Source organism: Pseudenterobacter timonensis, from assembly GCF_900021175.1.
Classification (GTDB): Bacteria; Pseudomonadota; Gammaproteobacteria; order Enterobacterales; family Enterobacteriaceae; genus Enterobacter; species Enterobacter timonensis.
Window position 1 is genome coordinate 22,229 of record NZ_FCOP01000003.1, and the last position, 12,245, is coordinate 34,473.

The following is a 12,245-nucleotide window of genomic DNA, read 5'->3' on the forward strand; positions in this document are numbered from 1 at the left end:
AGGGGAGAGGGGGAAAAGTGGATCGAGCGCATGATTTAAACTGTGCTCTCGTCACATCCCCTTCTCAGGCGGGGCAAGGGGGAAAACCCTAAACCTTCGCTCGGTCTGTCCCCTCTCCCCTGTGGGGAGAGGGTTAGGATGAGGGGAAATCCCGCACCTTACTACAGCATCTGCGCCAGACGATTAATATCCGACTGAATCGCCCCGGCGGTCACGTCACGCCCTGCGCCAGGCCCGCGGATCACCAGCGGGTTATCGCGATACCAGCGGCTCTCAATGGCAAAGACGTTATCGCATGGCAGCAGGGCCGCCAGCGGATGTTCAGGACGAACCGCCTCCACGCCAACGCGTGCTTTCCCGTTGGCGTCAAAGCGCGCCACGTAGCGCAGCACCAGGCCCATTTCGCGCGCCGCTTCCAGCCGTTGCAGCATCTGCTCGTTTAATTCGTCGCCATTCTCAAAAAAGTGATCGACGGAACCTTGCTCACAGCCTGCCGGTACCAGCGACTCTACGCGCACCTGCCCGGGCTCAATGTCATAACCTGCTTCACGCGCGAGGATCACCAGCTTGCGCATCACATCCTTCCCGGAGAGATCCACGCGCGGGTCCGGCTCGGTTAACCCCTGCTGCCACGCCTGATCCACCAGATCGGTGAAAGGCACTGTGCCGTCAAACTGCAAAAAGAGCCAGGAGAGCGTACCCGAGAAAATTCCGCTGATGGACAGGATGGTATCGCCGCTGTCGATCAGATCACGTACGGTGTGGTTCACCGGCAGTCCTGCGCCAACGGTGGCGTTATAGAGCCAGTGACGGCCCGTTTTCTCAAACGCATCGTGGATCTGCCGGTACTTGTCGCTACTGCTCGCCCCCGCCAGTTTGTTGGCGCTGATAACGTGAAAGCCGTGACTGGCAAAATCAAGATACTGGTCGGCCAGCTGCTCGCTGGCGGTCACATCCAGCACCACCAGATCATCATACGGATGCGCGCGCATCCACAGGAACAGCGACTCCTCATCCTGCTCGACCGCCTCATCGTTAAAGAACGCGAGCGCGCGGCTGGCGTCCAGCCCTTCATAGTTGAGCAGGCTACGGCGGCTGTCCACCACTCCTGCCAGTACAAATTCAAACCCGGTGCGACCGGAAAGGGTCGACTGCTCGCGGGCGAACAGCTCCAGCCAGCGGGAACCGATATTGCCTTTACCAAACAGCACCAGGCCGATACGCTTCTCGGCGCGGAACAGCGTGGCGTGCAGCCCCTGAATCAGACTTTCGGTCGGCCCTTTACGCAGCACGGCGACCAGGCTAATCCCCTCTTCCGATTGCCAGGTAAACTCCACCGGCTGCCCTTTCAGCTGCTGCCAGAAGCGGTGGCAGTGAAGCGGGTTACGGGTGACGCCCGCCCCGACCATCGCCACCAGCGCCAGCTCCTGTCGCAGACGAAGCTCGCCCGGCAGCCCCGCCTCTTCGAGAATTTTCAGCGCGCTGTCTGCCACTTCTGCGGTGTAGCAGAACTGCAAAAGATGGCGATCGGTATGAACGCCAACCGCCAGCGGGCGGGTCTGGGCGCGCTTCAGAATCAGGTCGATCTCTTTATGCGCCAGCTTCACGTCCTGGCCCGCCGGAACCAGAAACTCAACCAGGCAGATATCATCATGGCTGGTGACAATACGCGCCCCGGTGCCGGAAGCCAGTACGCGCTCGATACGGGTAGAACCTTGATCCGGCGTATAGCTACAGCGTAACTGCAAGTCAATATCGCTGCCGGAGACCGGCTGAAGAGTACGCGCGTGCAGTACCGGCGCCGCCAGACGGGCCAGCTCGCTGGCCTCATCCAGACGCAGCAGCGGCAGCAGGCAGGCATCTTTTACCTTGCGCGGGTCGGCGCTGTAGACACCCGCCACGTCGCTCCAGATGGTGACGCGGGAGACGCCCGCCAGGGCGCCAATCTGCGTGGCGGAATAGTCAGAGCCGTTACGCCCCAGCAGTACCGTTTCGCCGGCGCTGCTGCGGCTGATAAAGCCGGTCACCACGATGCGTTTGCCCGGGTGCTGCACCAGCAACTGTTGCAGCAGCGGATATGAGAGCCCTTCGTCCACCTGCGGCTGGGCGGCGCGCTCGGCGCGCAGGAAATCGCGGGCATCCAGCCAGGCGGCGTCCATCCCCTGTTGCTGCAGCACCGCCGCCATCAGGCGGGCGGACCAGACTTCACCGTGGCCCACCACTTCAGCGTAAACCGCATCGGTAATGCCGCTGTCGAGCAGCACCGCCAGACGCTCCAGATCGTGAATAAAAGCGCTAATCAGCCCGTCGGCCACCTCAGGCGGCAGCAGGCCGGAAATCAGCTCGCTCTGGTAGCGGCGCAGGGACTGCTGAACCTGATGCGCAGAAAGGCGATCGGTCTGGCTTAGCTTCAGCCAGCTAATCAGCTGGTTGGTGGTACTGCCGGCAGCGGAGACGACCATCATGTCGCCCGGCATGGAATACTCCGCCATAATACCCGCGACACGCAGATAACATTTCACATCCGCAAGACTGCTTCCACCAAACTTATGCAGCTGACGACCCTTCGCCCCTGCCTGCGCTATCACACTCATGATTACCCCTTGGCTGCGACCCGGAAGCCATTTTCCAGATCGGCAATTAAATCTTCACAATCTTCAATACCGGTTGAGATACGCAGCAGCGTCTCAGAAATTCCGGCGGCGGCACGCGCCTCTGGCGCCATGCCTGCGTGCGTCATTGTCGCGGCGTGGGAGATTAAACTTTCAACACCCCCTAACGACTCCGCCAGCGTAAACAGCGACAGCCCGCTCAGGAAGCGACGCAGCGTCTGCTCGTCGCCCTCCAGTTCAAAACTTAACATCGCGCCAAAACCTTTCTGCTGGCGCGCAGCAATCTCATGCCCCTGGTTTTCCGGCAGCGACGGATGATAAAGCTTCTTAACCAGCGGCTGGGTTTTCAGAAATTCGACAATCGCCTGAGCGTTGCGTTGCGCCATCTCCATCCGCGGCGCCAGCGTCCGCAGGCCGCGCAGCAGCAGATAGCTGTCGAAGGCGCTGCCGGTCACGCCAATATTATTGGCCCACCATGCCAGTTCGGTGACAAGCTCAGGATCTTTCGCAATCACCACGCCCGCCACCACGTCGGAATGGCCGTTCAGGTATTTAGTACATGAATGCAATACCAGATCCGCACCCAGTGCCAGCGGGTTCTGAAGCGCCGGACTGAGGAACGTATTATCCACGACACTTATGGCTCCCGCATCCCTTGTCAGCTGACAAATTTTGGCGATATCCACCACGCGCAACAGCGGGTTGCTCGGACTTTCTACTAATACCAGCTTCGGTTTCTCTGCAAGCGCCTGTTTTAACGCCTCTTCATCCCCCTGATCGACAAACAACACGCGGTAACAGCCGCGCTTCGCCAGGCTGTCAAACAGACGATAGCTGCCGCCATAGCAGTCGTGCGGCGCCACCAGCAGATCGCCAGGTTTCAGGAATACCGTCGTAACCAGATGAATGGCCGACATGCCGGTATTGGTCAACACCGCGCCAGCTCCCCCCTCCAGTTCCGCCAGCGCGCGCTGGGTGACATCACGGGTCGGGTTACCGCGACGCGAGTAATCATGCGCACGGGGTTCGTTAAATCCGGTGAAGTTATAGGTGCTGGAGAGATGAATCGGCGGAACAACACAACCGTACTGCTCGTCATCATTCAATCCGCTACGCACTGCGATGGTGGCCTGTTTACGCGTCATGGTGAAGGCTTCCTGGCTTATTTAGATGAAAAGTCAGGCAACAGAGTAAACATTGAACTTATGGACGTCAATACATCTGGACATCTAAACTTCTTTGCGTATAGATTGAGCAATTGCGCAAATGCCGTTAAAATTACTGCTTTAGCGCACGCCGCAGGCGCAATATCCGTGTCACGGTATCGTCTCTACGGTAAACTACGCGAGATTATGGTACAAAACCCCGACTTCGACAGGGTTTTGCATCTTTAGACTAATGACTGAGAGGATTAAAGGTATCTCATGGCTGAATGGAGCGGCGAATATATCAGCCCATACGCTGAGCACGGTAAGAAGAGTGAACAGGTAAAGAAAATTACGGTTTCCATTCCTCTGAAGGTGTTGAAGATCCTCACCGATGAACGTACGCGTCGTCAGGTGAACAACCTGCGCCACGCCACCAACAGCGAGCTGCTGTGTGAAGCGTTTCTGCATGCGTTTACCGGTCAACCGTTACCTAACGATGAAGACCTGCGCAAAGAGCGTAGCGATGAAATCCCGGAAGCGGCAAAAGCTATTATGCGTGAACTGGGTATCGACCCGAAGACGTGGGAATACTGAGAAGTGGATACAAAAAAGGCACCGTAAGGTGCCTTTTTTCGGGAATCTTATTTAGAACCCGGGATGCTGAAGCGCTTGTTGAAGCGGTCAACACGGCCACCGGTCGCAACGTCACGCTGCTTGCCAGTGTAGAACGGGTGGCATTTGCCGCACACGTCCAGGTTCAGATCGTGACCCACGGTGGAACGGATCTGGATAGAGTTACCGCAAGAGCAGTTCGCAGTAATCATTTCGTATTTCGGGTGAATATCTTTTTTCATGGGAGAACCTCAGTTAAGGCCGCGTCGCTCTTCCAGCCCTAACGCCAGACACCACGCGATGTTGAATGTTTAGTTCTTTGACGCAAATTGCACCAAAGGCGGCGAATCATACAGAATTTGACCTGCATATGCAAACTGATCCGCACGCCGCCTTCTCTAATGTGTATACTAACGCGCCAGTTTTCAAGTCAGGAAGTTTCGATGCCCGTCGCTCACGTTGCCCTGCCCGTTCCGCTTCCCCGTACCTTTGACTATCTCCTGCCTGAGGGCATGAGCGCCAAAGCGGGCTGCCGCGTCATCGTGCCGTTTGGCACGCAAAAGCGCGTGGGAATTGTGGTTTCGGTCAGCGAGAACAGCGAGTTGCCGCGCCATGAGCTGAAGCAGGTAATGGAGTTGCTCGATAGCGAGTCGCTCTTTTCCACCAGCATCTGGCGCCTGTTGCTGTGGGCGGCGGACTATTACCATCATCCGGTGGGCGATGTACTTTTTCACGCCCTGCCGATCCTGCTGCGCCAGGGCAAAAGCGCCAGCCATGCGCCGATGTGGTACTGGTTTGCCACAGAGCAGGGCCAGGCGGTGGATATTAATAGCCTGAAGCGTTCGCACAAACAGCAGCAGGCGCTGGCGGCGCTGCGTCAGGGAAAAATCTGGCGACATGAGGTGACCGCTCTCGAGGTCAGTGAACCTGCGCTACAGGCGCTACGTAAAAAAGGGTTAAGCGATCTCGCCAGCGAAGCGCCCGCGCTGCACGACTGGCGAGACGGCTTTTCCGTTTCGGGCGACAGGCTGCGGCTCAATACCGAGCAGGCGACCGCTGTCGGCGCGATCCATAGCGCCTCGGACCGTTTCTCCGCCTGGCTACTGGCGGGTGTTACCGGCTCCGGCAAAACGGAAGTCTACCTGAGCGTGCTGGAGAATGTACTCGCCCAGGGCAAACAGGCGCTGGTAATGGTGCCGGAAATCGGCCTGACGCCACAAACCATCGCCCGCTTTCGCGAACGCTTTAACGCGCCGGTAGAGGTGCTGCACTCCGGGCTGAACGACAGCGAGCGGCTCAGCGCCTGGCTGAAGGCGAAAAACGGCGAAGCGGCGATTGTGATCGGCACCCGTTCATCGCTGTTTACCCCTTTCAAAAATCTCGGGGTCATCGTTATCGATGAAGAGCATGACAGCTCCTATAAACAGCAGGAAGGCTGGCGCTATCACGCCCGCGATCTGGCGGTCTGGCGCGCCCATAGCGAGCAGATCCCGATTATCCTCGGCTCCGCGACCCCGGCGCTGGAGACGCTGCACAACGTCCGCCAGCGCAAATACCATATGCTGCGCCTGTCGCGCCGCGCGGGTAACGCCCGTCCGGCTATCCAGCATGTTCTGGATCTCAAAGGCCAGCACCTGCAGGCTGGCCTGTCGCCCGCGTTAATCAGCCGGATGCGCCAGCATTTGCAGGCGGACAACCAGGTGATCCTCTTTCTGAACCGCCGCGGCTTTGCCCCGGCGCTGCTGTGTCATGACTGCGGCTGGATAGCGGAATGCCCGCGCTGCGACCATTACTACACGCTGCATCAGGCCCAGCACCAGCTGCGCTGTCACCACTGCGACAGCCAGCGTCCGGTGCCGCGCCAGTGCCCGTCGTGCGGCTCTACCCATCTGGTGCCGGTGGGACTGGGCACCGAGCAGCTTGAGCAGGCACTCGCTCCGCTCTTTCCCGGCGTTCCCCTCTCCCGCATCGACCGCGACACGACCAGCCGCAAAGGGGCGCTGGAGCAACAGCTGGCAGAGGTGCATCGCGGCGGGGCGCGTATCTTGATTGGCACCCAGATGCTGGCGAAAGGACACCATTTTCCGGACGTTACGCTGGTCGCCCTGCTGGATGTTGACGGCGCGCTCTTCTCTGCCGACTTCCGCTCGGCGGAGCGCTTTGCCCAGCTCTATACCCAGGTGGCTGGCCGCGCCGGCCGCGCCGGCAAACAGGGAGAGGTGGTATTACAGACTCACCACCCGGAACACCCGTTGCTGCAGATCCTACTCCACAAGGGCTACGATGCGTTTGCCGAACAAGCGCTCGCCGAACGTCAGACCATGCAGCTCCCCCCCTGGACCAGCCACGTCATCATCCGGGCGGAAGATCATAATAATCAACAGGCACCCCTGTTCCTCCAGCAGCTACGCAACCTGCTGCAGGCCAGCCCTCTGATGGATAATCAGCTGTGGATTTTAGGCCCGGTCCCTGCGCTGGCGCCCAAACGCGGAGGACGTTATCGCTGGCAACTGCTGCTGCAACACCCCTCCCGCGTCCGTCTGCAGCAGGTAATTCATGGCACGATGGCGCTGGTCAACACCCTGCCGGAAGCGCGTAAAGTGAAGTGGGTACTTGATGTTGATCCCATTGAAAGCTAAACCGCTTTGCGAGCGTGATCGAAAAATTTAATACTCCTCACACTTTTGATGAAAATTCTGTAACCGCTTCCATCTACTATCTGCAAAAATGAGTCGGTCAGAAGTTCGGTGGTCCCGCGAGGAGAAGACGTGAAGTCCAGGAAAGAGGTCGCTGCCGCGACCATGAAAGACGTTGCCCTGAAGGCGAAAGTATCCACGGCAACGGTGTCCCGCGCGTTAATGAACCCGGATAAAGTTTCCCAGTCCACCCGTAACCGGGTTGAGCAGGCCGCACTGGAAGTGGGTTATCTGCCGCAGGCGATAGGGCGTAATGTCAAACGCAACGAGTCGCGCACTATCCTCGTGATTGTGCCGGACATTTGCGATCCCTTCTTCAGTGAAATTATTCGCGGCATCGAAGTGACCGCCGCAGAACAAGGTTATCTGGTGTTGATTGGCGACTGTGCTCATCAGAACCAGCAGGAAAAAACCTTTATCGATCTCATTATCACCAAGCAGATCGACGGCATGCTGCTGCTGGGCTCGCGTCTGCCCTTTGACGCCAGCATAGAGGAACAGCGCAACCTGCCGCCGATGGTCATGGCGAACGAATTTGCGCCCGAACTTAAGCTTCCTACCGTCCATATCGATAACCTGACCGCCGCGTTCAACGCTGTTAACTACCTTCTGGAGCTGGGGCATACGCGTATCGGCTGTATCGCCGGACCGGAAGAGATGCCGCTGTGCCACTACCGCCTGCAGGGTTATGTCCAGGCGCTACGCCGCGCGGGCATGATGGTTGACCCGCACTATATTGCTCGTGGTGACTTTACCTTCGAGGCGGGCGGCCTGGCGCTGGAAAAACTACTGGCGCTGCCGGAACCCCCAACCGCCGTCTTTTGCCATAGCGATGTGATGGCGCTGGGGGCGATCTCCTGTGCGAAACGCCACGGGTTGCGCATACCGGATGATTTATCTGTCATTGGTTTCGACAATATTTCATTGTCAGAATTTTGCGATCCGCCGCTCTCTACCGTCTCCCAGCCGAGATATGATATCGGACGTGAAGCGATGCTTTTGCTGTTAGATCAGCTGCATGGGCAGACGGTAAACAGCGGCTCCCGATTACTGGATTGCGAATTGATCGTCCGCGGCTCTACCCGGGCAAGGCAGTAAAGTCGGGCGCTTTCGGACTCCCTCATCTGGTCAAAGGCCCGCCGCTTAAGTAACATGGCGGGCTGACGAACGAATAAATACAGCGAAACGATAGTGGCACAACGAGATTATGTACGTCGCGGCCAGCCGGCACCTTCGCGACGCAAAAAGAGCAGCTCTAAGAGTAAGCAGCGTAACCTTTCTGCCGTCTCACCAGCGATGGTGGCTATCGCCGCAGCCGTACTGGTGGCCTTTATCGGTGGTCTGTACTTCATTACGCACCACAAAAAAGAGGAATCGGAGACACTTCAGGGCAACAAGGTTGTCGGAAACGGCCTGCCGCCGAAACCTGAGGAGCGCTGGCGTTACATCAAAGAGCTGGAGAGCCGTCAGCCGGGCGTGCGCGCGCCGACGGAGCCATCTGCGGGCGGCGAGGTGATGAACCCCAATCAGCTGACCGACGAACAGCGTCAGCTTCTGGCTCAGATGCAGGCCGACATGCGCCAGCAGCCTACCCAGCTCAACGAAGTACCATGGAACGAACAGACGCCGGAACAGCGCCAGCAAACGCTGCAACGCCAGCGTCAGGCGCAACAGGCACAGCAGGAGTGGGCGAGAAGCCAGCCGGCGCAGCAGCCACGCGCCGCAGAACAACCGTACCAGCAGCCGGCGCGCACCGTACAGGCGCAGCAGCCGAAAGCGCAAACGCAAAAACCCACCTCGACCTCGCAGCCCTATCAGGATCTGCTGCAAACGCCTGCGCACACCACCACGCAGCAGCCAAAGGCTCAGCCGTCGGCACCCGTTACTCAGTCGCCGCAGCAAACGGCGGAGAAGAAAGACGAGCGCCGCTGGATGGTACAGTGCGGTTCGTTTAAAGGGGCTGAACAGGCGGAAACCGTCCGCGCCCAGCTGGCGTTTGAGGGCTTTGATTCCCGTATTACCACCAATAACGGCTGGAATCGCGTGGTGATCGGCCCGGTAAAAGGCAAAGAAAACGCGAACGGTACTCTCAACCGTCTGAAGATGGCAGGTCACACAAACTGCATCAGGCTCGCCGCGGGGGGTTGAAACCCCCAAAATCTCCCCCATCTAACATTCTATTCAGCCCCGGGCATCCGCCCGGGGCATCTGTTCCGAATTTGTAACCAGGGGGTCTGATCGTGACAACAATAGTAAGCGTACGCCGTAACGGCCAGGTGGTAATTGCCGGTGATGGTCAGGCCACGCTGGGTAATACCGTCATGAAAGGCAACGTGAAAAAAGTGCGTCGTCTTTACAACGACAAAGTGATCGCCGGTTTCGCAGGCGGCACCGCGGATGCCTTCACGCTGTTTGAACTGTTTGAACGTAAGCTGGAAATGCACCAGGGTCATCTGGTGAAAGCTGCCGTTGAGCTGGCAAAAGACTGGCGTACCGACCGTATGCTGCGCAAGCTTGAAGCGCTGCTGGCGGTGGCCGATGAAAACGCCTCGCTGATCATTACCGGTAATGGCGATGTCGTGCAGCCTGAAAACGATTTGATTGCGATTGGCTCCGGTGGCCCGTATGCCCAGGCCGCGGCCCGTGCCCTGTTGGAAAATACCGACATGAACGCGCGTGATATCGCCGTGAAGGCGTTGGATATTGCAGGTGATATCTGCATTTATACCAACCACAACCACACCATTGAAGAATTAAACTCCAAAGCGTAAGGATCTCCCATGTCTGAAATGACCCCACGCGAAATTGTCAGCGAACTGAACAAACACATTATCGGCCAGGACAACGCCAAGCGTTCCGTGGCGATTGCCCTGCGTAACCGCTGGCGTCGTATGCAGCTTGAGGAAGAACTGCGCCACGAAGTCACGCCGAAAAACATTCTGATGATTGGCCCGACCGGCGTCGGTAAAACCGAAATCGCCCGCCGACTGGCGAAGCTCGCCAACGCGCCGTTTATCAAAGTGGAAGCCACCAAGTTCACCGAAGTAGGCTATGTAGGTAAAGAGGTGGACTCCATTATCCGCGATCTGACCGATGCCGCCGTGAAAATGGTGCGCGTCCACGCGATCGAGAAAAACCGCTATCGCGCCGAAGAGATGGCGGAAGAGCGTATTCTGGATGTCCTGATCCCACCGGCCAAAAACAACTGGGGACAGCCGGAACAGCAGCAGGAGCCTTCTGCCGCACGCCAGGCGTTCCGTAAAAAGCTGCGTGAAGGCCAGCTGGACGATAAAGAGATTGAGATCGATCTCGCCGCAGCGCCAATGGGCGTGGAAATCATGGCGCCTCCGGGCATGGAAGAGATGACCAGCCAGCTGCAGTCCATGTTCCAGAACCTGGGCGGCCAGAAGCAGAAAGCGCGTAAGCTGAAAATCAAAGACGCCATGAAGCTGCTGATTGAAGAAGAGGCGGCGAAACTGGTGAACCCGGAAGAGCTGAAGCAGGATGCCATCGACGCGGTAGAGCAGCACGGTATCGTCTTTATCGATGAGATCGACAAAATCTGTAAGCGCGGCGAATCCTCCGGCCCGGACGTCTCACGTGAAGGGGTTCAGCGCGACCTGCTGCCGCTGGTGGAAGGCTGCACCGTCTCCACCAAACACGGCATGGTTAAAACGGACCACATTCTGTTTATCGCGTCCGGCGCTTTCCAGATTGCGAAACCGTCCGACCTGATCCCGGAACTGCAGGGCCGTCTGCCGATCCGCGTGGAGCTGCAGGCGCTGACCACGGAAGATTTCGAACGTATCCTGACCGAGCCGAACGCCTCTGTGACCGTACAGTACAAAGCGCTGATGGCGACTGAAGGGGTAAACATTGAGTTTACCGACGACGGGATCAAGCGCATCGCGCAGGCCGCATGGCAGGTGAATGAGACCACCGAAAACATCGGTGCCCGCCGTCTGCACACCGTTCTGGAACGTCTGATGGAAGATATTTCCTACGACGCGAGCGACCTCAACGGACAGACAATCGTGATTAATGCCGATTATGTCAGCAAGCATCTTGATGCGCTGGTGGCAGATGAAGATCTGAGCCGTTTTATTCTATAATCGCGCTCAACGCATTTTCATCACTTTTGATGGGGCTGAAAGGCCCCTTTTTTATTGGCAAAAAATACCTATGTCTGAGATCAGCCGTACGCAAGCCTGGCTGGAAAGCCTGCGCCCCAAAACGCTCCCCCTCGCCTTCGCTGCGATTATTGTTGGCACCGCGCTTGCGTGGTGGCAGGGACATTTCGATCCGCTGGTAGCGCTGCTTGCGCTGATTACCGCCGGGCTGTTGCAAATCCTCTCTAACCTCGCGAACGACTATGGCGATGCGGTGAAAGGCAGCGATAAGCCAGACCGTATCGGGCCGCTGCGCGGTATGCAAAAGGGAGTGATAACCCAGGCGCAGATGAAGCGGGCATTAATTATCACCGTGGTGCTGATCTGTCTCTCCGGTCTGGCGCTGGTCTCGGTAGCCTGCAAAACCACCGCTGATTTTATCGGCTTCCTGGTGCTGGGCGGCCTGTCGATTGTCGCGGCGATTACCTATACCGTCGGCACGCGTCCCTATGGCTATATTGGCCTTGGCGATATCTCCGTCCTGGTCTTTTTCGGCTGGCTGAGCGTGATGGGGAGCTGGTATCTGCAGGCCCACTCGCTGATCCCGGCGCTTTTCCTGCCGGCCACCGCGTGCGGGCTGCTGGCAACCGCGGTACTCAATATTAATAACCTGCGCGATATCGACAGCGACCGGATTAACGGCAAAAACACGCTGGCGGTACGGCTTGGCGCGGGCAATGCCCGCCCCCACCACGCCTACCCGCTGATGGGCGCCCTGCTATGCCTGGCGCTGTTTACCCGCCGCTACCACGCCTACCTGCTGATGGGCGCCCTGCTCTGCCTGGCGCTGTTTAATCTTTTCTCCCTGCACAGCCTCTGGGGCTGGCTGTTTATTCTGGCGGCTCCGCTGCTGATTAAACAGGCCCGTTACGTGATGCGTGAGCAAAACGCCTCAGCTATGCCGCCAATGCTGGAACGTACGGTAAAAGGGGCGTTGCTTACTAATCTGTTGTTTGTCATCGGGATTGTTTTAAGCCAGATGCTGGGTTAACTGACAAATATCAATTA

General features: G+C 58.0%; 10 protein-coding genes. 7 read left to right on the plus strand and 3 right to left on the minus strand.

What is annotated here, in order from left to right; all coding sequences use genetic code 11:
• Positions 1-161: 161 nt before the first annotated feature.
• Positions 162-2,594, minus strand: coding sequence for a bifunctional aspartate kinase/homoserine dehydrogenase II (locus BN3796_RS00110; protein ID WP_061706441.1), 2,433 nt, complete (start codon positions 2,592-2,594; stop codon positions 162-164).
• A 2-nt stretch (positions 2,595-2,596) separates the two neighbouring features.
• Entirely contained in the window at positions 2,597-3,757 is a 1,161-nt protein-coding gene (metB, locus tag BN3796_RS00115) for a cystathionine gamma-synthase (RefSeq protein WP_061706442.1), read from the minus strand.
• 279 nt (positions 3,758-4,036) lie between these two features.
• On the opposite strand from metB, the gene metJ reads away from it, so the two are divergent.
• Positions 4,037-4,354 carry a met regulon transcriptional regulator MetJ gene (metJ, locus tag BN3796_RS00120; RefSeq protein ID WP_061706443.1) on the plus strand — a complete coding sequence of 106 codons (318 nt, stop codon included), beginning with the start codon at positions 4,037-4,039 and terminating at the stop codon, positions 4,352-4,354.
• A 47-nt stretch (positions 4,355-4,401) separates the two neighbouring features.
• Here the strand turns inward: metJ and rpmE are convergent, their stop codons facing one another.
• Positions 4,402-4,614: a 50S ribosomal protein L31 gene (rpmE, locus tag BN3796_RS00125; protein WP_061706444.1), complete on the minus strand. Its 213-nt coding sequence runs from the start codon at positions 4,612-4,614 to the stop codon at positions 4,402-4,404.
• A 201-nt stretch (positions 4,615-4,815) separates the two neighbouring features.
• Here rpmE and priA point away from each other — a divergent pair, with 201 nt between their 5' ends.
• The 6 genes from priA to menA all read left to right on the plus strand — a co-directional run bounded on the left by priA (position 4,816) and on the right by menA (position 12,228).
• Complete coding sequence (priA, locus tag BN3796_RS00130) at positions 4,816-7,011, plus strand: primosomal protein N' (protein ID WP_061706445.1); 2,196 nt, start codon at positions 4,816-4,818, stop codon at positions 7,009-7,011.
• A 129-nt stretch (positions 7,012-7,140) separates the two neighbouring features.
• Positions 7,141-8,166, plus strand: coding sequence for a DNA-binding transcriptional regulator CytR (cytR, locus tag BN3796_RS00135; RefSeq protein ID WP_061706446.1), 1,026 nt, complete (start codon positions 7,141-7,143; stop codon positions 8,164-8,166).
• Between the two features lie 93 nt (positions 8,167-8,259).
• Positions 8,260-9,216 carry a cell division protein FtsN gene (ftsN, locus tag BN3796_RS00140; RefSeq protein WP_061706447.1) on the plus strand — a complete coding sequence of 319 codons (957 nt, stop codon included), beginning with the start codon at positions 8,260-8,262 and terminating at the stop codon, positions 9,214-9,216.
• Positions 9,217-9,308: 92 nt separating this feature from the next.
• A complete protein-coding gene (gene hslV / locus BN3796_RS00145; protein WP_061706448.1) occupies positions 9,309-9,839 on the plus strand; it encodes an ATP-dependent protease subunit HslV in 531 nt (176 codons plus the stop codon).
• A 9-nt stretch (positions 9,840-9,848) separates the two neighbouring features.
• Entirely contained in the window at positions 9,849-11,180 is a 1,332-nt protein-coding gene (gene hslU / locus BN3796_RS00150) for an HslU--HslV peptidase ATPase subunit (RefSeq protein WP_061706449.1), read from the plus strand.
• Between the two features lie 70 nt (positions 11,181-11,250).
• On the plus strand, positions 11,251-12,228 hold the full coding sequence (gene menA, locus BN3796_RS00155; protein ID WP_061706450.1) for a 1,4-dihydroxy-2-naphthoate octaprenyltransferase: 978 nt from the start codon (positions 11,251-11,253) through the stop codon (positions 12,226-12,228).
• The last annotated feature ends 17 nt before the right edge of the window (positions 12,229-12,245 follow it).